Origin of the sequence: Streptomyces sp. NPDC005281 (assembly GCF_040607495.1) — a bacterium.
GTDB lineage: Bacteria > Actinomycetota > Actinomycetes > Streptomycetales > Streptomycetaceae > Streptomyces.
Map to the genome: position 1 here is coordinate 162,803 of NZ_JBEXGX010000003.1, position 19,918 is coordinate 182,720.

Sequence of the window (19,918 nt, forward strand, 5' to 3'; positions counted from 1 at the left end):
CGGGTGCAACGCACCGCCCCGTCCATCCTTACGGATGAACGGGGCGTTTGGTTCCCTGCGGGAGCCTTCGGGCCCGGGGAGGGAGAGCTCGGCGGGATCCGGCGGGAGCCCGCGCCGGGCTCAGCGTTCGCGGGTCTCGACGACGACCGACTCGATCACGATGTCGTCGACCGGGCGGTCCGTGCGCGGGTTGGTCGGGGCCCCGGCGATGGCGTCCACGACCTTCTGGCCGGCCGGGTCCGTGATCTCACCGAAGATGGTGTGCTTACGGGTCAGCCAGGCCGTCGGGGCGACGGTGATGAAGAACTGCGATCCGTTGGTGGCCGGGCCGGCGTTGGCCATGGCCAGCAGATAGGGCTTGTCGAACCGCAGGTCCGGGTGGAACTCGTCCTCGAACTGGTAGCCCGGGCCCCCGGTGCCGTTGCCCAGCGGGTCGCCGCCCTGGATCATGAAGCCGCTGATCACCCGGTGGAAGAACGTGCCGTCGTACAGCTTGTCCATGGACGTCACACCCGTCTCCGGGTTGACCCACTCGCGCTCACCCGTGGCGAGTTCGACAAAATTCCGGACCGTCTTCGGCGCGTGGTTCGGCAGGAGCCGGATGTCGATATCGCCTTGGCTGGTCTTCAGGGTGGCGTAAAGCTGCTCGGCCACGATCTGCCTTCCGTTGCCTTCTCTTGACGGCCTGATCCTCGCACGGACCGGGCCGCCCGACCCCCGACCGCCACCTCCGGACGCACGTGCGGACGCCGTCCCGAGGAAAGAACGTCCCACGGAGAGAACGGCGCACGTACAGAAGGCCGTGAGCACGGAAGGCCGTGCGTACGAAAAGTCGTTCTTCCGGAAAGTCGTGCCTACGGAAATCCCGTCGAGTCGCGCCGGACAGGAGCGGGCCGAGGCGATCCGTGGCATTGTCGACGACAAGCTCTCGTTGCCCCGTATTGATCCGCTATCTCACTTGATCGACACCTGACCGGCTCCGTCCCAGGAGTCTCCGGGAGTCGGCACCCGTGACACGGATGCCCGCCCTCACATGCCCCGGACCCCTTGGGCGGGCATGATCCCCCTAGGGGTGGAAAGGTGAACTGTGTGTCTTTGGGGGTACCTGGTACCCCCGACGTACGCCACCGAGGAGGAGGAGACCCGTGACCCGCATCGACAGCGTGCGCGCCGCGACCGGCTCGGCGAAGGACAGCGTGCTGCACGCCGCGGAAGTGGTGGCGCCTTACGCCGACACGGCCAAGGACAGGGCCTCGTACTACGCGACCGAGGCACGAGTACGGCTCGCGCCGAAGGTTTCGCAGGCCGCCGAACAGGCCCGCGTGCAGTACGACGCCTATCTCGCGCCGCGCCTTGAGCAGGCTCGTACCCATGTGCCACCGAAGGTCGACCAGGTCGCCCAGGAGGCGGCCGTCCGCACCCGCAAGGCCGCTCGTCAGGCCGCCGACTATTCCAGGCCCAGGATCGAACAGGCGGTGGCCGCGGCCCAGCCCGTTCGGGACGAGGCGGCCGCACGCGGTGTGGCCGCCATCGCCGCCCTGCGCGGCCAGGTCACACCGCGGGAGATCCAGAAGCTGCTCCGCAAGCACGAGCGCCGGGCGAGGGCCGGCCACCTCGTGAAGGGGCTGGCCGTGCTGGGACTCCTGGCGGGTGGTGCTTTCGCCGCCTGGAAGTGGTGGGACAAGCAGGCCAACCCCGACTGGCTCGTCGAGCCTCCGGCCGCGACCGAGGTGCCCGAAGGAGGGCACCTGTCGTCGGTCGACGGCAGTGGCCGGTCCGACCTCGACCCCGAGGTACAGGTCAAGGAAGCCGAGGAGAAGGCGGCGGAGCGCGACGACCGCCGCTGAACCGACGCCCAACATCGCCGCGGGGCGGGAGACTTGAAGGTCTCCCGCCCCGCGGCGATGTTTCACGTGGAACAACGGTCCATGAGGCCGCGAGCGCTCCGCGGAGGATTTACCGGCAGTGCCCGCGATGACGTTTGCAACGGTTTCCGTGTGCAGCATCCATGGAGATGTTGTTGACGGAATGCGTCGAACCGATCACCCGACAGCTCGCGCGGCAGCTCACACAAGGGTCCTGGCAGCGTCGCAGCGCCGTCGGCGCCCGTGCCACGCGCACGCACGGCGGGTCCACAGGCCCTGCACCGACCATGCCGTTTGCGCAAAGAAATGCAATGCCTGCAAAGCCCCTCCTGTGACTCACGTCACGGGAGTGCCCCGCGTCCGTGTCATCCGACCCGGAGCCGCCCCACCAGGGCCGCGCACGCGGACGCGGCGGGCATGAAAAGAACCGGCCGGACGCCGCTATGGGCGTCCGGCCGGTCCGGTGTGTGGAGCCTAGGGGAGTCGAACCCCTGACATCTGCCATGCAAAGACAGCGCTCTACCAACTGAGCTAAGGCCCCGTAAGAGGAGCGTCCGACCACAGGAACCATCTGTCGACGGGCGCCGCAGACCAGAGTACCGGGTCACCCAGGGGATCTCGCAAAATATTGGGGGTCCCCGTGGACGACCACTCTCCGTAAGATGCTCGACGTGGTTCGCTGTCGCGAACCGCGGTACTTGGGGAAGCGATGGGGAGACGCAATGGACGCCGCACAGCAGGAAGCAACCGCGAGAGCCCGGGAGCTGCAGCGGAACTGGTACGGGGAGCCGCTGGGGGCGCTCTTCCGTAGGCTCATAGAGGACCTGGGTCTGAACCAGGCACGTCTTGCCGGGGTGCTGGGGCTGTCCGCGCCCATGTTGTCGCAGCTGATGAGCGGTCAGCGGGCCAAGATCGGCAATCCGGCCGTGGTCCAGCGCGTCCAGCTCCTTCAGGACCTGGCGGGGCAGGTCGCCGACGGGAGTGTCAGCGCCGCCGAGGCGACCGAGCGGATGGACGAGATCAAGAAGTCCCAGGGGGGATCGGTGCTCAGCAACACCACGCAGTCCACGACCAGTTCGGGAGCCCCGACGGTCAAGCGGGTGGTCCGCGAGATCCAGTCACTGCTGCGTTCGGTGGCTGCCGCCGGGGACATCATCGACGCGGCGGACACCCTCGCCCCGACGCACCCGGAACTGGCAGAGTTCCTCCGGGTCTACGGTGCCGGCCGTACGTCCGACGCGGTCGCGCACTACCAGTCCCACCAGAGCTGAGCCGAGCCCGGCCGCCGACCGCGCGGCGCTGGAGGCAGTGACGCCTTCCAGCCGCCGCACGTCATGCAGCCGGGCACCTCGGAAGAGGTCTCCGGACCGACCGCCGAAGGGGAGCGACGTACGACCATGGGTGAGGTCTTCGCAGGCCGGTACGAACTGGTCGACCCGATCGGGCGCGGGGGAGTCGGTGCCGTGTGGCGCGCCTGGGACCACCGGCGCCGCCGCTATGTGGCCGCCAAGGTGCTCCAGCAGAGCGACGCGCACGCCCTGCTGCGGTTCGTGCGGGAACAGGCGCTGCGGATCGACCATCCTCATGTGCTCGCTCCCGCCAGCTGGGCCGCCGACGACGACAAGGTCCTGTTCACCATGGATCTGGTCGCCGGGGGCTCCCTGGTCCATCTGGTCAACGACTACGGCCCCTTGCCCCCTTCCTTCGTCTGCACCCTGACCGATCAGCTGCTCGCGGGTCTCGCCGCCGTGCACGCGGAGGGGGTGGTGCACCGTGACATCAAGCCCGCGAACGTGCTTCTCGAAGCGACCGGCACGGGACGGCCCCGGTTGCGCCTGTCCGACTTCGGCATCGCGATGCGGCTGGGCGAACCACGGCTCACCGAGACCAACTACGTGGTGGGGACGCCGGGTTACTTCGCGCCCGAGCAGATGCTCGGTTCCGAGCCCGATTTCCCCGCCGACCTGTTCGCCGTCGGCCTGGTCGCCCTGTACCTTCTGGAAGGCTCCAAGCCCGACGCCAAGGCGCTGATCGAGTACTTCGCGGAGCACGGCACGCCGTCCGCGCCGCGGGGCATACCCGAGCCCCTGTGGCAGGTCGTGGCGATGCTGCTCCAGCCGGATCCGCGCGCCCGCTTCCGGACCGCCACAGGGGCACGCAAGGCCCTCGCCGCGGCTGTCGAGCTGCTGCCCGAGCCCGGGCCCGACGACGAACTGATCGAGGTGTTCGACCAACTCGGTCCGCTGCCGGAGGGGTTCGGCCCCACGGGACCCCTCGGACCGGGGGCAGCCTCGCCGGGGAGTGCGCGGACCCTGTCCTCCCGCGGGCTCGCGGACACCACGGCCGCGGCCGCACACGCGTCGGACGGCTCCGGCGACTCCGACGGCTCCCATGTTCTTCCGACTTCGTCCCGCGTGCCCGGCCCGGACGAGGAAACGGGCTCCGGGCCCGGTCCGGGACTGAACGGGCCTCAGGAGCCACGGGAGTTGCGGGGCGCTCCGGGGGACATCAGGGCCGGGACCGACATCGGGACCGAGACCGGCACTGGGACCGGCACCGGCACCGGATATCGCGAGCCCCGCCCCCAGGGCGAGTACCCCGGCATCGGCCCCGGGTCCGTGGGCGCGGTCGCGGCATCGCGTCCCGCCGGTGCGGAGCAGGGGGCCGAGCAGCGGTCCGAGCGAGGCTCCGCGCGGGGCGAAGCAGGGCAGCCGTCGGCAGAGGCCGGCGCACCCGCCCGTCCGGGCCGCGCGGAGTCGGCTGCCGATCCCGGCCGTGAGCACGTACGACCGTCGGCCTCACCCGGCGGCGTACAGGCTCGGCCCACGTCCGAGGACGACCCCTCTCCCGTCGCACCGGACGACACACCTCAGGACCCCGCTCCCGGGATCGCCGCCCGTCCGTCCTCGATGTCGGACACCGGAAGCTTCCATCTGCCTCCGCCGCGGCCCGCCGCCGCTGCTGACCCCCGGCGGGAACCCCGGACCGGGTCCTCCGGCGTCCGGTCCGCACGCCCATGGACACCGCGGCCCCAGGAGCCCTGGCCGGACGCGCAGGCGCCCACTCCCCCCACCGCGGTCCAGCTCCCCCCGCCGGCGTCCGCGCCGTTCAGTCCCCCGCCCTTCGATCCGACCCCGACACCGACTCCCCCGACGGCGCCCATTCCGTCGTACGTGTCCTCCTCCGACCGGTCCCCGGTCCCGCCCGCCGCGATGCCCCAGCACGCGTACGCCTCCACCGCTTCGTACACCGCTCGGTCCGTTCAGGTTCCGCCCGGGACCCCCGGGACCGCGGCGCCCAAGGGACACCGGAGAAGGCGCGCACGGCCGCGTCCTGGGCCACCCGCGGCGGTCGCCGTGCCGATGCTGCTGCTCGCACTGGCCTGTTTCGCGGTGGGGTTCTGGGCGCTGACCCAGATCTGAGCCCGGGCGAAGGCGGCACCGGGAGCTAGCGGCCCCGTGTCGCCCCGTGTTCCCAAGGTGCCGGTGCCGGTGCCGCCATGGGCAGCGAGACCGAGGCCGTGTCCGCGTCCTCCGGCGCGGGCCCCAGGGTCCGCGCCGCACGGCGGCGCGCGATCACGGTCCACGTTCCGAGCGTCAGCGTCAGCAGGGTTCCGGCGCCGATGCCGCCCGCGGCGACCACCTTCATGACTCCGCCGCGGCCGGTGTCGCCGACGCCGTTCCCGGTGCCCGCCGTGCGGTCCGTCTCCTTGCCGCCTGCCGCGTCGTCGGAGCCGCCCACCGGAACGGCGAACAGGTCCCGGGGTGTCGGTCTCCCGGCGTAGGCGGGTCCCGTCCCCGCCGCTCCGGTCACGCGCACCCGCAGTGTCAGCCCGAACGGTCCCTCGCCGAAGCGGTCGGCGACCTGCGCGGCGAGATGGACCACGAGGTAGTAGGAACCGGCGAACCGCATCCCGCTCACCTGGTCGTTGAGCGCGTAGCGGTTCTCGTAGGCGACGGGAGGCAGGGGGTCGAGCGCGGCGGAACGCTGACGGCCGTCGTACCCGGCGCCGACACCGTCGACGAAGCCGCGTACCGGGTTGTAGAGGGACATGACGAGGGCGGTGCCGACCGAACCCTCCCCACGACTCGCGCTGCCCAGGTCCGCGGTCGCGTAGACCTGCTGTCCCCAGTCGACCGGCACCTTGTAGAAGCGGGTCTGCCCCGGGCTGATGCCGTCCTTCCAGACTCCCTGTCGGAGCTGGACGGCCCGGCTGAATCCCGCCCCGCCGTCGCGTCGCCTCGCTTCTCCCAGGAGCGCCTCCGGCGACGCCGAGTTCCAGACCTCCGGAGCGCTCGTCGGGCCGGACGCCTTCTTCAGAGCGGGCTCCGACACATAGCCGAGTTCCAGGTCCCAGGGCAGGGACGCGGAAGGCTCCGTACCGGACGAACCCCTCGCCGTACCCGCCGCTCCGGTGCGTTCGACGACCACGTAGTACGTTCCCGCCGGCTTGCAGGCGTACTGCTCGCCGCTCGTCTCACGGGCCGCCGAGGCGGTGATCGGGTGCGGGCTCTGGGTGGCGCCGAAGTGGACGGTGCCGGTGAAGGAGCAGTTGCGGCCGTTGGCGTCCTGGAGGGAGACCTTGAGGCCGTCCGCGTAGGAGACCGTCGCACCGGACCGGGGGACGGCGGTGGCGGAGACGTACGTATCGGACACGGCGTCGAGTTCGAGACGGTAGTACAGCCTGCCGTCCCTTCCCGCGACTCCGACAGAGCTCTTGTACGTCCGGCCCGGCCGCAGGAGTACGGAGTCGGTCGTACCGGTCGCACCCTTCGCGGTGACGGCGTCCTCGGCGAAGGCGTACGGCCCGGACGGACCGTCGGGAGCCGTCCTCACCTCCTCGGCGGTGGCCGGAGCACCGTCGGTCCGCTGAAGGGGGGCGGCCCGGGCCGCGGGTGCCAGGGTCAGGCACAGCGCGGCCGCCGTTGCCGCGAGCGCGGGCACCCGGCCGCGCCACGGCCTCGCACACCGGCCTTCGGCCCGTCGCCCCTCCGTGCGCCGCCCCATCACGCGCCCACCCCCGTCGTAGCCCTGGCAGACCATCCTGCCCCGTCGGCCACCGCTACACCGGGGCTATCGGCGGGAGCGGCCGAAAGGAAGCGGCCGAACTCCCACCACGGCTCTCACCACAGCTCCCGCCGCATTTGCCTCTGCGACCGATTCGCTTGCTTTCGTGAACCGGGGGGTCCGGGAAACACAAAACCCCGACCGCGAGGCGGCCGGGGTCTGCTCCGAGACTGTTGTCGATCCTCACGAACCCGTGGGCACGGAGTCGGTCGCCTCCGTCCACAGATCCTGCTCGGCGCGATCCGCCTGGATCTGGCGGTACACGAGGAGCCCGCCGATGGCGGCCAGTGCGACCAGGAGAAGCTTCTTCACCGCGCGACCTCGTCCTTCGTTGACGTAGGGGACTTCTGGCGCCCGACTATACACACCGACCGATATCGATCGGTGACCTGGATCGGCCCTCAACTACGGCCCCGAGCACAGCGATAGGACGGGACGCAGCCGCTCCGATCTCATGGTGATCACACGTCACAGAAAGCGACTTTTATGCGCATCTACGGACTCTTCCGGTCACTTGAGGCCATCCGGGTGGTGTTCATCTGAACATCAACGCGCCACGAGCGTAGGTCCACCACTTCGCGGTCTGCATACACATCATGAGGAAAGTACGCAAATCGCCCGACCCGAAAGTGAGGGGCCGTGACCCAGAACAAGGTCATGAAGCTGTGGAGCGCGATCGTCACCGCCTTCCTGGCGCTGTGCACGACGCTCGGACTCGTCACCACCACCGCGGTGGCCGCGGTACCGCAGGCCGGCCGGGCCCGCAACACCGAGACCTCGGTGGCCGCCCAGGCGATCGCTCCGGCCCTGGCCTCCTGGACCTGGTCCCACAATCGGGCCCTGCCCCCAACGATGAAGCAACGCATCCGGGCCGAGGCGCACGGCTCCTCGCCGAGCTGCCGCCACCGCACACCGGCGGACGAGGACTCGGCGGACCCCGCCGCTCTCGGCAGCCCGGAAGGCCTGGCGGAACCCGGCACCTGTTCCGGCCCGGAGGACCTCACGGCGACCGGCACGGAGCTCCTGGGGGCCCTCACGCCCGTGGCGCAGCTCCAGCGCTGAGCCGGGCTCCGCTCCGGGCGCCACGACAGGCGCCGATCCCCAGCACCCGGACAGGCGCCGGGCTGATGCCGGACAGACGCCGCAAGGCGTAGGCCGGACAGCAGGACGAACACCGCGGCAGACGCCGCGGCAGACGGGAAGCAGTTACGAGAAGTCGGTACCGGCGACGGGCGGAAAAGCACGGGACACCGCCCCCGGCCACCACCGCACGCCCCGGCCGCTCGCTCCATGAGTCCGCGGTCCTAGGCCCCTGCCTCTCTCCGGACCCACGGCCTCCAGCCGCTCCCGGTCCCTCACTGTCCCCGCCCCTCCACGCCCCGTCGCGCATTCCGTGACGCGTGGCCCGCAACCCCTGGCCCGTAACTCGTGGCCCGTACCCCCCTCACAGACACCCTGACGTAGCGGCGAACTTGCGTACAAAGCACCCAGGGCACAGGCCCGGCGACTCGGAAGAGTCGCCGGGCCTTCGACGTTGCGTGCGCGGGCCGGAGAACCCGCGGCGGCCGACCGGTGGGCGTGCGGCCCTCTCCTCGGCGACTTCACGGCGGGTCGCCCCGGCCCCACGCACGAAGGAATCAGAGAATTCACCACTAAACCGACACATCTGGCATTCAAGTGAGGCGGCGGTCATGGCCGGTGGGAGCAGTCGAGCAGCAGAGCCCGTTCACACGGGGAAGGCCGGGGACTGGCTGTCGAAGGTGTTCGAGCGCAACCCCGCCGGGCTCGACTGGCCGCGAGGGGTGCTGTTCCTGGATGTCGCGTTGGTGCCGCTGTTCGTCTTCTGGGCGATCGGGTACGAGCAGTACCTGCTCAGCGCGCTCGTCGGGCTGCTGTTCGCGGCCCTGGCCGATCCAGGCGGCGACCACCGGCACCGCGCCTTCGACCTCGCTGTTCTCGCGCTGTTCGGAGCCGGGGTGACCGCGTCGGCCTTCGGCATCGGGGCGGACGCCTGGGTCCCGCTCGCGCTCGCCTCGTTCGTGGTCATGCTGGCGAGCGGACTGGCGGCCGTCTTCTGGGCCCGCGGATTCGCCGACGCCGCGCTTCTCGACACCTGGTTCGTCGTCGCGATCGCGCTGGAGTCCGGCCTCAGCGATTCGGACCGCGTCAGCAGCCAGACCTGGGCCCAGGTGCTCGCCTGGACCGCGGGGGCGGCACTGTGGATCCTGGTGACGTTCCTGCGCCGGCTGGTCCATGGGCGCACGGGCCGGTCCCAGCCCTTCCAAGAGCTTCACGGGAACACGCGCCGGAGGAAGCCGGCCCCGCCACTGATCCGGTTCGCGGTGATCCGCGCCCTGGTCGTCGCCGGCACCGTCGCGCTCGCGTACGGACTTGATCTGCCGCACGGAAGCTGGATCCCGGTCGTGGCCGTGATCGCGATGAAGCCGAGCCTGGAGCAGGCGACGGTCGTCGGCGCGCAACGGCTCACGGGAGCGCTGATCGGCGCCGCCGTCGCCACGCTGCTGCTGTCGGTGCCGCCGGGTGAACACGGAATCAGGCTGTTCGCGGTCGAACGCGGCCTGGAGGTGGTGGCGCTCGTCCTGTTCGCGCACGGGGCGGGGATCCGCTTCTGGAGCCGTACGTACCGCACCGCGGCCATCGCCGCCGGAGCTCTCGTCCTGGTGGACCTTCCGGGGCCCTCCGACCAGGCGGCCGAGGGCTACCGGGTGCTGTGGACGCTGTGCGGGGTGGGGATCGGCCTGCTCGCACTGCTGCTGGCAGACACTCACCAAGCGCGCCTCCAGGGCACCACGGCGACCGGTCTGACGCCGGCGGCCCGCCACCCCGATGACGACGAAGACCCCCGACCTGAACCGGTCGAGGGCCTTCGTACTGGTGGGGCCAACAGGATTTGAACCTGTGGCCTCATCCCTATCAGGGTCGATCACAAGGTGCCGAGGGTCTGTGTCAACCGGCTTCTTGCCTTGAGCAGTCGTTCGCTGAGATTCCGGCGCCGATCGCCACTGTTCACGCTTGTTGGTGTCAGCCCCTGATGTCAGCCGACCGGTTTCCTCTTGAGAGGCGTAGGTGCTACCGCTTCTGGGCCGCTCCGGAGGAACCGCACAGCCTCCTCGCGCACGCCGGCATCCTCGTCGGCTGCAAGCGTTTCGAGTTGCTGCACGAACCGGTCCCGCCGACCATCGGCGATCATCCAGCTTTGATGGTTGAACACCTCGCCGTCGAGCTGGTCAGCAGTCGACCACTCCTCAGCCCGTGACAGCGCCGCAAGCACGATACGCAGACCGACAAGATCCCGTCGTTGCAGCAGCGCCTCGGCCGTTTCTTGCGTGACACCAGTGTCGTGCGGGTCCAACAGCAGCCGTTCAAGGGCCGGCGCGACTTCTTCCTGGCCTGCCATCGGCGCAAGCTGCCTGCCTGCGAAAGCTCTGCAAGACCATGACTCCGACTCGGCGGCGCGGAGCGCTGCCGTCAAGCCGCCTGTCCTTCGCCCCTCGCTCATGCAGCCATGTCGCCTTCCCGTGCTGCTCGAAGATCCACTCATCGGTCAGCGCTGGGTACCCATCGCCGCCACGAACCCCCCCAGCATCACAATCGACGCGAGCACCACGAGGAGGCATCCGCCCATGAAGATCCTGCCGCAGGAGGCCCGATCGAGTTTCCCGCGTTCGTAGGGGTCGTCGTAACGGGGGTCGACGTCGTCGGGATCGGTCATCGCGTCTCTTGGGTCGATGTCAGCCGTAGATGTCAAAGGCCCCCGGTCCGTGTGGACCGGGGGCCTTCGTACTGGTGGGGCTAACAGGATTTGAACCTGTGGCCTCATCCTTATCAGGGATGCGCTCTAACCAACTGAGCTATAGCCCCGCCGCGCTTTGCGGAGTGTGTCCCGCGCGCTGACCTCTGAAGATTAGCGCACGACGCGGCCAGTCCCAAAATCGATAGTCGGAGGGCGTTTGGACGCGCCCTCACTCGTCCTCTGCGAGGGTCAGTTCCACTCCGCCGACGAAGCCTGCGGAGAGGTTGTAGATGAACGCCCCGAGGGTCGCCAGTGCGGTCGCGAGGACCACGTCGATGACCGCGATGACCGACGTGAACATCAGGACGTGCGGGAGCGAGAGGAACGACTGGAGGTCGAAACCGTTGGCCTCGTTCGAACCGGTCGCCTCGGAGATCGTGCCGCCGACCGTCGAGAAGACGCCCATCGCGTCCATGACCATCCACAACACCGCGGCCGCCACGATCGTGCAGATGCCGAGCGCGATGGAGAGCAGGAAGCTGACCTTCATCACCGACCACGGGTCGGCCTTGGCCACCCGCAGCCGCGCCTTGCGCACACGCGGCGTCGTGCGCGCGCCCGTGCGCGGCCGGCGGACGGCGCCCGCGGGCTGCTGCTGCGCCGGGTACGCCTGCGGCGGGTGATACGGCTGTGCGGGCTGCTGCCCCTGCCGCTCGCCCGGCAGCGGCGATGCCGCCGCCGGCGCCACGGGCGGGGCGCCCGGAGCGACCGGGGCCGCCTGCCCGCCCGCGTGCTGCTGGGCCTGCTGGCCTCGGGTGTCCGTCACAGTTCCCCCCTGGGATCCATGAGAGTCATGGGAGTCAGTCCCCTCCATGGCGGTGCCACGGCCGCCGTCCGTTTCCGTACCGGTCGATCCGGCGCCCGTGGCTCCACTCACGACGACTCACTCCTCGCGCTACTCGGCCGAGGACGGCTCGCCCTCTTCCGTACCGACGGCCTCGACGCCTTCGGCGGTCTCGTCCACGGCATCGTCGCCGTCGACCTCCTCCGCCTCACGGCCGGCCTCGGCGTTACGAGCGATGCCGACCACGGCATCGCGCTTGCCCAGGTTGATCAGTTGGACGCCCATGGTGTCACGGCCCGTCTCCCTGACCTCGTTGACTCGCGTACGAATCACACCACCGGACAGTGTGATGGCGAGGATCTCGTCGGTCTCCTCGACCACCAGCGCGCCGACGAGAGAACCGCGGTCCTCGACGATCTTGGCGGCCTTGATACCGAGGCCGCCGCGACCCTGGACGCGGTACTCGTCGACGGCGGTCCGCTTCGCGTACCCACCGTCTGTGGCAGTGAACACGAACGTACCGGGTCGAACAACATTCATCGAGAGAAGCTCGTCGCTCTCGCGGAAGCTCATCCCCTTCACACCCGAGGTCGCACGGCCCATCGGTCGCAAAGCGTCATCCGTCGCGGTGAACCTGATCGACTGGGCCTTCTTGCTGATCAGAAGCAGATCGTCCTCGGCGGATACGAGCTCGGCTCCGATCAGTTCGTCGTCGGATCCGTCCTCCGTCTCGCGCAGGTTGATCGCGATGACACCGCCGGAACGGGGCGAATCGTAATCCTTGAGCGGTGTCTTCTTGACCAGTCCGCCCTTGGTGGCCAGCACCAGGTAGGGCGCCGCCTCGTAGTCGCGGATCGCGAGGATCTCGGCGATCGCCTCGTCCGGCTGGAAGGCCAGCAGGTTGGCGACGTGCTGGCCACGCGCGTCACGGCCTGCGTCCGGGAGTTCGTAGGCCTTCGCGCGGTAGACCCGGCCCTTGTTCGTGAAGAACAGCAGCCAGTGGTGCGTCGTCGACACGAAGAAGTGGTCGACGATGTCGTCCTGCTTCAGCTTCGCGCCGCGGACACCCTTGCCGCCGCGCTTCTGCGAGCGGTAGTCCTCGGTCTTGGTGCGCTTGATGTAGCCGCCGCGCGTGATGGTGACGACGATGTCCTCTTCGGCGATCAGGTCCTCGATGGACATGTCACCGTCGAAGGGCACCAGCTTGGAGCGGCGGTCGTCGCCGAACTTATCGACGATCGCGGCGAGCTCCTCGCTGATGATGCCGCGCTGACGCACCGGCGAGGCGAGGATCTCGTTGTACTCGCGGATCTTGGCCTGGAGCTCGTCGTGCTCCTGGATGATCTTCTGACGCTCCAGGGCGGCCAGCCGGCGGAGCTGCATCTCGAGGATCGCGTTGGCCTGGATCTCGTCGATCTCCAGGAGGCCCATCAGGCCCTCTCGCGCGATCTCCACGGTGTCACTGCGCCGGATGAGCGCGATGACCTCGTCGATGGCGTCCAGGGCCTTCAGGAGGCCGCGCAGGATGTGCGCGCGCTCCTCGGCCTTGCGCAGCCGGAACTTCGTACGGCGGACGATGACCTCGATCTGGTGCGTCACCCAGTGGCGGATGAACGCGTCCAGGGAGAGGGTGCGCGGCACGCCGTCGACGAGCGCCAGCATGTTCGCGCCGAAGTTCGTCTGAAGGTCGGTGTGCTTGTAGAGGTTGTTCAGGACGACCTTGGCGACCGCATCCCTCTTGAGCACGATCACGAGGCGCTGGCCGGTACGCGAGCTGGTCTCGTCCCGGACGTCCGCGATGCCGCCGACCTTGCCGTCCTTGACCAGGTCGGCGATCTTCTGGGCGAGGTTGTCCGGGTTGGTCTGGTAGGGGAGTTCGGTGACCACCAGGCACTGGCGGTTCTGGATCTCCTCGACGTCGACGACCGCGCGCATCGTGATGGAGCCACGGCCCGTGCGGTACGCCTCCTCGATGCCCTTGCGGCCCACGACCAGTGCGCCACTCGGGAAATCGGGACCCTTGATCCGCTCGATCAGCGCGTCCAGAAGCTCCTCGTGGGAGGCCTCGGGGTTCTCCAGGTACCACTGGGCGCCGGCCGCGACCTCGCGCAGGTTGTGCGGCGGAATGTTGGTGGCCATACCGACCGCGATGCCCGCCGAGCCGTTGATCAGCAGGTTCGGGAAGCGGGCCGGCAGGACCGTCGGCTCCTGGTTGCGGCCGTCGTAGTTGTCCGTGAAGTCGACGGTGTCCTCGTCGATGTCGCGGACCATCTCCATGGACAGCGGCTTCAGCTTGCACTCGGTGTACCGCATGGCGGCGGCCGGGTCGTTGCCGGGAGAGCCGAAGTTGCCGTTCGAGTCCACCAGCGGCATGCGCATCGACCACGGCTGCGCGAGGCGGACCAGCGCGTCGTAGATCGAGGAGTCGCCGTGCGGGTGGTAGGTGCCCATGACGTCGCCGACGACGCGGGCGCACTTGTAGAAGCCCTTCTCGGGCCGGTAGCCGCCGTCGTACATGGCGTACAGGACACGGCGGTGGACGGGCTTGAGACCGTCTCGCACGTCGGGCAGGGCGCGCGACACGATGACGGACATCGCGTAGTCGAGGTACGAGCGCTGCATCTCGGTCTCGAGCCCGACGGGCTCGATACGCAGGACGATCTCGCCGTCTTCAGGAGTGCTCGGAGCGTTCTGGTCGGTCATTGCTGGTGAAGATCCTTTCTGACGCGGTCAGCTGAGACCGACTCAGATGTCGAGGAAGCGGACGTCCTTGGCGTTGCGCTGGATGAACGCGCGGCGCGCCTCGACGTCCTCGCCCATGAGGACCGAGAACAGGTCGTCGGCCTGGGCGGCGTCGTCGAGCGTGACCTGGCCGAGCACGCGGTGCTCCTGGTCCATGGTCGTGATGCGCAGTTCCTCGGCGTTCATCTCACCGAGACCCTTGAAGCGCTGGATCGAGTCCTCACGGACGCGCTTGCCGGCCTGGCGGCCGATCTCGATGAGGGCGTCGCGCTCGCGGTCCGAGTACGCGTACTCGAAGTCGTCCCGGCCCCACTTGATCTTGTAGAGCGGCGGGCGGGACAGGAACACGTGCCCGGCCTCGACCAGCGGCCGCATGAAGCGGAACAGGAAGGTCAGCAGCAGGGTGTTGATGTGCTGGCCGTCGACGTCGGCGTCCGCCATCAGAATGATCTTGTGATAGCGGAGCTTCGCGATGTCGAAGTCCTCGTGGACTCCGGTGCCGAAGGCGGAGATCAGTGCCTGGATCTCCTGGTTCTGCAGGATCTTGTCGATCCGCGCCTTCTCGACGTTGAGAATCTTTCCCCGGATCGGGAGAATCGCCTGGTACTGCGGGTTGCGGCCGGACTTGGCCGAGCCGCCGGCGGAGTCACCCTCGACGATGAAGATCTCGCACTTGATGGGATCGTTCGACTGGCAGTCGGAGAGCTTGCCCGGCAGGGACGCCGACTCCAGGAGGCCCTTGCGGCGGGTGAGGTCACGCGCCTTGCGGGCCGCCACGCGCGCGGTGGCCGCCTGGATGGACTTGCGGATGATGTCCGCGGCTTCGTTCGGGTTGCGGTCCAGCCAGTCGTTGAGGTGCTCGTAGACCGCCTTCTGGACGAAGGTCTTGGCCTCCGTGTTGCCCAGCTTGGTCTTGGTCTGGCCCTCGAACTGGGGCTCGCTCAGCTTGACCGAGATGATCGCGGTCAGACCCTCGCGGATGTCGTCGCCCGTGAGGTTGTCGTCCTTCTCGCGCAGCAGCTTCTTGTCGCGCGCGTACTTGTTGATGAGCGAGGTCAGCGCCGCACGGAAGCCCTCCTCGTGCGTACCGCCCTCGTGGGTGTGGATGATGTTGGCGAACGAGTACACGCCCTCGCTGTAGCCGCTGTTCCACTGCATCGCGACCTCGAGGGACAGGCTCCTGTCCTTGTCCTCCGCCTCAAGGTCGATGACGGTGGGGTGCACCGCTTCTCCCTTGCGGGAGTTGAGGTACTTCACGAAGTCGACGATGCCGCCTTCGTAGTGGTACGTGACGGCCTTGACCTCGGCCTTCTCGTCGGCGCCCGCCTCGTCCGCCCCGGAGGTGGCCTTCGCCGACTCCCGCTCGTCGGTGAGCTGGATCGTCAGACCCTTGTTGAGGAACGCCATCTCCTGGAAGCGCCGCGAGAGTGTCTCGAAGGAGTACTCCGTGGTCTCGAAGATGTCGCCGTCGGCCCAGAAGGTGACCGATGTGCCGGTCTCGTTCGTGGCCTCGTGCTTCACAATCGGGGCCGTCGGGACGCCCAGCTTGTAGTCCTGCGTCCACCGGTGGCCGTCGGTCTTGACCTCGACGGCGATCTTGCTCGACAGGGCGTTCACGACGGAGACGCCGACACCGTGCAGACCGCCGGAGACCGCGTAGCCGCCGCCGCCGAACTTGCCGCCCGCGTGCAGCACGGTCAGCACGACCTCGAGGGCCGGCTTGCCCTCGGAGGCGACGATGCCCACCGGGATGCCGCGGCCGTTGTCGATGACGCGCACGCCACCGTCCGGGAGGATCGTGATCTCGATCGTGTCCGCGTGACCTGCCAGCGCCTCGTCGACCGAGTTGTCCACCACCTCGTACACAAGGTGGTGCAGTCCACGCTCACCGGTCGAGCCGATGTACATGCCAGGTCGCTTGCGGACCGCGTCCAGACCCTCGAGGACGGTGATGGCACTGGCGTCGTACGAGGATGTGACCTCGCCGTTCACGCCGGCGTCGGTGGACGGGATGTTCTCGTTGGGGTTGCCGGAATCGGCCACGAAGCGCCCTTTCTGGCACAGCACAAGCCGAACTCCCGGCGGGTGGCCGGAACGGCTGCGGCGTGTTGCGGTGGTAAGCCTTGGTCAGCGTTGCTCGGTGCGTCCCACTAGTGGGGCGGGATTAGCTCCCAGTCTACCGGTAGCGCCGACAGTGATGGGGGTTTGCCGGTACCTGAGTCCGCATGTGCCGCCCTGAACCGGTCTCGTCCGACTCCCCATATGTGGACCCGGGCCCAAAGAGGCTTACAGCGGCACTCAGCCCTTCCGAGTGTCAACCCTCGGCTACCGACGTGCCGGGCCGCCGCCGACCGCCGCGCGCGGGCGCCCCCGACGGTCGGCCGGAGCCCGCCGAGCGGGGCTCCACCGGGTGCCCGAGGCCGGCTTCGGGCAGCTCTTGATACGCCTCTGACCAGCAGACATGGACGCCTGCACGGAACCTCGGGCAGGGAGTGGCGCAGGGCGGCACGTCCCACGGGCGACGACCACCGGGGCCCCGGTGGAACAGGGGCTCACACACGGGCGGGATCGGTGAGGGGCCCGGACGCGCGGCGATCGGCCGCCGCCGAGGCACTACGGCACCGGCAGGTACCCCGGACCCGGGCGCGGAACGGTCCGGCTCAGCCGTGGACGACGGCCGGAATTGATCCATCACCAGCGGCTGAGCGGCGTCCGCGCGGATGCACCGCCGAACCGGACCGGCGTCGGCGGGTCAGCCGTAGGTGTCGCCGGGACCCGTACTGCCGGGCGCGCGCAGCGGCCCGTACCGGCGCGGGGGGCCCGTCGGCCCCTGGACCTTGAGCAGGCGCACCGTGCCGTGACCTAGGTCCTGGTTCAGCCGCGCGACCAGCTGCGGTGCCAGCAGGCGCAGCTGGGTCGCCCAGGCGGTCGAGTCGCACTGCACCGTCAGCACCCGCTCGGCCGGGTCGTCGTCGTAGCGCAGCGGAACGCAGTGCTTGGCCAGGTCCTCGCCGACGATCTGCGGCCAGCGGCCCATGACGCCGCCCACCGCGGCCGGGGTCTCCCAGCCGCGTTCGGTGAGCAGCCGGTTGATCGCGGAGCCGAGCGCCATGGGGTCACGTCCGTCGGCGCCGGAACCGGAGCGCAGGCCACCACCGCGGCGCGCCTGCTTCTTCTGCTGCGCCGCGTCCCCCCGCGCGCGTGCCTGCTCCTTCGCGGCGCGCAGCGCCACGCGCGCGAGGTCGACGCCGGACGGCTCCGGGGTCTTCTTGCCGGACGCGGGACCGGACGAGCCCTCGGCACCCGTTCCCGATGTGTTCTCCGTCATAGCCGCTCCACCGTGCCTTCGGACACGGCGTACCGCGTCCCGGCCAGAACATCCGGTACGTCGTCGTCCACGGCGGCCGTCACGAGCACCTGCTCGCCGTGGGCGACCAACTCCGCGAGGCGCTCGCGCCTGCGGCTGTCCAGCTCCGCGAAGACGTCGTCCAGGATCAGCACCGGTTCGTTGCCCTCCGCCTTGAGCAGGTCGTACGAGGCGAGGCGCAGGGCGAGCGCGTACGACCAGCACTCGCCGTGCGAGGCGTATCCCTTGGCCGGCAGCTGGCCCAGCTTGAGGAGCAGGTCGTCCCGGTGGGGCCCCACGAGGGTCACGCCGCGCTCGATCTCGGGCTTGCGGGCCTCTTCCATGGCGGCCATCAGCTGTGCGTAGAGCTCATCACGGGCATGGCCGACGATGCCGGGCGAGGACGCCTTGTACTCCAGGGCGACGGGCCCGCCCCCGGGCGCCAGCTGCTCGTAGGCCTTGTCGGCCAGCGGCTGGATCGCGGCGACCAGGTCGAGCCGCTGGGCCATCAGCTCGGCTCCCACACGCGCGAGGTGCTGGTCCCACACGTCGAGCGTGGACAGGTCCATGGTGCGGCCGCCGTGACGGCGGGCCAGCGCGGCCGACTTCAGGAGGGTGTTGCGCTGCTTGAGCACCCGGTCGTAGTCGGACCGGACGCCCGCCATGCGCGGGGAGCGGGCGGTGATCAGCTCGTCGAGGAACCGGCGCCGCTCCCCTGGGTCGCCCTTGACCAGGGCGAGGTCCTCGGGCGCGAACAGGACCGTTCGGATGATGCCGAGAACGTCACGGGGTCTGACCTGGGAGGACCTGTTGATGCGGGCGCGGTTCGCCTTTCCGGGGTTCAGCTCGAGCTCGATGAGCTGCTGGCGCTCTCCCTGGCGGACATTGGCCCGGATGATCGCCCGGTCGGCGCCCATGCGGACGAGCGGCGCGTCCGAGGAGACCCGGTGGCTGCCGAGGGTCGCGAGATAGCCGACGGCCTCGACCAGGTTGGTCTTGCCCTGCCCGTTGGGGCCCACGAACGCGGTGACGCCCGGGTCGAGCGGGACTTCGACCCGGGCGTACGAGCGGTAGTCGGCCAGCGACAGATGCGTGACGTGCATGGTCGTTCGCCGACCTCCCCCAGCGTGGTGTTTCGGGTGTTGCGGGTTTCTCTCCCGGGGTCCGGGCGGACCCGGTCCCCAGGCTGTTCCCCGGCTGTGGACAACCGGGTCACCCCGGAGTGCGAAGACCCCGGGGCGTCGATCAGGCCTTCTCGACGGCGTGGCCGCCGAACTGGTTGCGCAGCGCCGCGATCATCTTCATCTGCGGCGAGTCGTCCTGCCGCGACGCGAAGCGGGCGAAGAGCGACGCGGTGATCGCGGGAAGCGGCACCGCGTGGTCGATGGCGGCCTCCACGGTCCACCGGCCCTCGCCCGAGTCCTGCGCGAAGCCCCTGAGCTTCTCCAGGTGCTCGTCCTCGTCCAGCGCGTTGACGGCGAGGTCGAGCAGCCAGGAGCGGATGACCGTGCCCTCCTGCCAGGAACGGAAGACCTCGCGCACGTCCGTGACGGAGTCGACCTTCTCGAGCAGCTCCCAGCCCTCGGCGTAGGCCTGCATCATGGCGTACTCGATGCCGTTGTGGACCATCTTCGCGAAGTGGCCGGCGCCGACCTTGCCGGCGTGCACCGCTCCGAAGTCGCCCTCGGGCTTGAGCGCGTCGAAGATCGGCTGCGCCCTGGCGACATGCTCGGCGTGGCCGCCGTACATGAGCGCGTAGCCGTTCTCCAGGCCCCAGACCCCGCCGGAGACACCGCAGTCGACGAAGCCGATGCCCTTGATGCCCAGCTCGACGGCGTGCTTCTCGTCGTCCGTCCAGCGCGAGTTGCCGCCGTCCACGACGACGTCGCCCGGCTCCAGCAGGGCGGCCAGCTCGTCGATGGTGGACTGGGTGGCGGCGCCCGCGGGGACCATCACCCACACCACGCGCGGGCCCTTGAGCTTGCCCACAAGTTCTTCGAGGCTGTGGACATCGGCGAGGTCCGGGGTGCGGTCGTATCCGATGACGGTGTGACCTGCGCGGCGGATCCGCTCGCGCATGTTGCCGCCCATCTTGCCGAGGCCGACGAGACCGAGCTCCATCAGTTGTTCCTTAGGGGTTGCGACGTGGCGTGAGGGCACTCTCGTACCTGGTCCGAGCCTAAACCGGGGGGTACCACCCACGCCTTTCGGGCACGGGTGGAACTCACGCACATCTGTGGGCACAACCGCTCAAACGCATGCCCAGCCCTCGGTGCGCTCGCCGGCCCCGGGGACCGGCG

General features: G+C 69.5%; 16 protein-coding genes and 2 tRNA genes. 5 read left to right on the forward strand and 13 right to left on the reverse strand.

Features of this window, described 5'->3' with window-relative positions; genetic code table 11:
- Window positions 1–120 precede the first annotated feature (120 nt).
- Window positions 121–654, reverse strand: coding sequence for a peptidylprolyl isomerase (locus ABZV42_RS05900; protein ID WP_355981787.1), 534 nt, complete (start codon window positions 652–654; stop codon window positions 121–123).
- Window positions 655–1,145: 491 nt separating this feature from the next.
- Between ABZV42_RS05900 and ABZV42_RS05905 the strand changes: the two genes are divergently transcribed.
- A complete protein-coding gene (locus tag ABZV42_RS05905) occupies window positions 1,146–1,847 on the forward strand; it encodes a DUF5324 family protein (RefSeq protein ID WP_356050975.1) in 702 nt (233 codons plus the stop codon).
- A gap of 486 nt (window positions 1,848–2,333) precedes the next feature.
- Here ABZV42_RS05905 and ABZV42_RS05910 read toward each other — a convergent pair.
- A tRNA-Ala gene (locus ABZV42_RS05910) sits at window positions 2,334–2,406 on the reverse strand.
- A gap of 181 nt (window positions 2,407–2,587) precedes the next feature.
- On the opposite strand from ABZV42_RS05910, the gene ABZV42_RS05915 reads away from it, so the two are divergent.
- Window positions 2,588–3,136, forward strand: a complete 549-nt coding sequence (locus ABZV42_RS05915; protein ID WP_037614940.1) for a transcriptional regulator — start codon at window positions 2,588–2,590, stop codon at window positions 3,134–3,136.
- A gap of 126 nt (window positions 3,137–3,262) precedes the next feature.
- On the forward strand, window positions 3,263–5,287 hold the full coding sequence (locus ABZV42_RS05920) for a protein kinase (RefSeq protein WP_356050976.1): 2,025 nt from the start codon (window positions 3,263–3,265) through the stop codon (window positions 5,285–5,287).
- Between the two features lie 25 nt (window positions 5,288–5,312).
- Here ABZV42_RS05920 and ABZV42_RS05925 read toward each other — a convergent pair whose 3' ends face one another.
- Window positions 5,313–6,809 carry a hypothetical protein gene (locus ABZV42_RS05925; RefSeq protein WP_356050977.1) on the reverse strand — a complete coding sequence of 499 codons (1,497 nt, stop codon included), beginning with the start codon at window positions 6,807–6,809 and terminating at the stop codon, window positions 5,313–5,315.
- Window positions 6,810–7,115: 306 nt separating this feature from the next.
- Entirely contained in the window at window positions 7,116–7,244 is a 129-nt protein-coding gene (locus ABZV42_RS05930; RefSeq protein ID WP_003999697.1) for a DLW-39 family protein, read from the reverse strand.
- Between the two features lie 327 nt (window positions 7,245–7,571).
- Here ABZV42_RS05930 and ABZV42_RS05935 point away from each other — a divergent pair, with 327 nt between their 5' ends.
- Both ABZV42_RS05935 and ABZV42_RS05940 read left to right on the forward strand, forming a co-directional pair.
- The gene (locus ABZV42_RS05935) at window positions 7,572–7,994 is read left to right on the forward strand and encodes a DUF6344 domain-containing protein (protein WP_356050978.1); all 423 of its coding nucleotides are present in this window, start codon (window positions 7,572–7,574) and stop codon (window positions 7,992–7,994) included.
- A gap of 629 nt (window positions 7,995–8,623) precedes the next feature.
- The gene (locus ABZV42_RS05940) at window positions 8,624–9,847 is read left to right on the forward strand and encodes an FUSC family protein (protein WP_356050979.1); all 1,224 of its coding nucleotides are present in this window, start codon (window positions 8,624–8,626) and stop codon (window positions 9,845–9,847) included.
- Between the two features lie 140 nt (window positions 9,848–9,987).
- Here ABZV42_RS05940 and ABZV42_RS05945 read toward each other — a convergent pair whose 3' ends face one another.
- The 9 genes from ABZV42_RS05945 to gnd form a co-directional block, all read right to left on the reverse strand.
- Window positions 9,988–10,350, reverse strand: a complete 363-nt coding sequence (locus ABZV42_RS05945; protein WP_355981775.1) for a hypothetical protein — start codon at window positions 10,348–10,350, stop codon at window positions 9,988–9,990.
- Window positions 10,351–10,497: 147 nt separating this feature from the next.
- Complete coding sequence (locus ABZV42_RS05950) at window positions 10,498–10,665, reverse strand: hypothetical protein (protein WP_355981773.1); 168 nt, start codon at window positions 10,663–10,665, stop codon at window positions 10,498–10,500.
- A gap of 72 nt (window positions 10,666–10,737) precedes the next feature.
- Window positions 10,738–10,814, reverse strand: a tRNA-Ile gene (locus tag ABZV42_RS05955).
- 101 nt (window positions 10,815–10,915) lie between these two features.
- On the reverse strand, window positions 10,916–11,623 hold the full coding sequence (locus tag ABZV42_RS05960; protein ID WP_355981771.1) for a DUF3566 domain-containing protein: 708 nt from the start codon (window positions 11,621–11,623) through the stop codon (window positions 10,916–10,918).
- An 18-nt stretch (window positions 11,624–11,641) separates the two neighbouring features.
- The gene (gene gyrA, locus ABZV42_RS05965) at window positions 11,642–14,233 is read right to left on the reverse strand and encodes a DNA gyrase subunit A (protein WP_356050980.1); all 2,592 of its coding nucleotides are present in this window, start codon (window positions 14,231–14,233) and stop codon (window positions 11,642–11,644) included.
- Between the two features lie 42 nt (window positions 14,234–14,275).
- The gene (gene gyrB, locus ABZV42_RS05970; protein WP_356050981.1) at window positions 14,276–16,339 is read right to left on the reverse strand and encodes a DNA topoisomerase (ATP-hydrolyzing) subunit B; all 2,064 of its coding nucleotides are present in this window, start codon (window positions 16,337–16,339) and stop codon (window positions 14,276–14,278) included.
- Between the two features lie 685 nt (window positions 16,340–17,024).
- Complete coding sequence (locus tag ABZV42_RS05975) at window positions 17,025–17,600, reverse strand: DciA family protein (RefSeq protein WP_355981765.1); 576 nt, start codon at window positions 17,598–17,600, stop codon at window positions 17,025–17,027.
- Entirely contained in the window at window positions 17,597–18,721 is a 1,125-nt protein-coding gene (gene recF / locus ABZV42_RS05980; RefSeq protein ID WP_356050982.1) for a DNA replication/repair protein RecF, read from the reverse strand. Before recF ends, ABZV42_RS05975 begins: the two co-directional genes overlap by 4 nt.
- Window positions 18,722–18,863: 142 nt before the next feature.
- Window positions 18,864–19,739, reverse strand: coding sequence for a phosphogluconate dehydrogenase (NAD(+)-dependent, decarboxylating) (gene gnd / locus ABZV42_RS05985; RefSeq protein ID WP_355981762.1), 876 nt, complete (start codon window positions 19,737–19,739; stop codon window positions 18,864–18,866).
- Between the last annotated feature and the right edge of the window lie 179 nt (window positions 19,740–19,918).

Coding starts and splice junctions, on each gene's coding strand:
- ABZV42_RS05915 (WP_037614940.1), top strand. CDS start 2,588: ATGGACGCCGCACAGCAGGAAGCAACCGCGAGAGCCCGGGAGCTGCAG.
- ABZV42_RS05920 (WP_356050976.1), top strand. CDS start 3,263: ATGGGTGAGGTCTTCGCAGGCCGGTACGAACTGGTCGACCCGATCGGG.
- ABZV42_RS05940 (WP_356050979.1), top strand. CDS start 8,624: ATGGCCGGTGGGAGCAGTCGAGCAGCAGAGCCCGTTCACACGGGGAAG.
- ABZV42_RS05945 (WP_355981775.1), bottom strand. CDS start 10,350: ATGGCAGGCCAGGAAGAAGTCGCGCCGGCCCTTGAACGGCTGCTGTTG.
- ABZV42_RS05950 (WP_355981773.1), bottom strand. CDS start 10,665: ATGACCGATCCCGACGACGTCGACCCCCGTTACGACGACCCCTACGAA.
- gyrA (WP_356050980.1), bottom strand. CDS start 14,233: ATGACCGACCAGAACGCTCCGAGCACTCCTGAAGACGGCGAGATCGTC.
- ABZV42_RS05975 (WP_355981765.1), bottom strand. CDS start 17,600: ATGACGGAGAACACATCGGGAACGGGTGCCGAGGGCTCGTCCGGTCCC.
- recF (WP_356050982.1), bottom strand. CDS start 18,721: ATGCACGTCACGCATCTGTCGCTGGCCGACTACCGCTCGTACGCCCGG.
- gnd (WP_355981762.1), bottom strand. CDS start 19,739: ATGGAGCTCGGTCTCGTCGGCCTCGGCAAGATGGGCGGCAACATGCGC.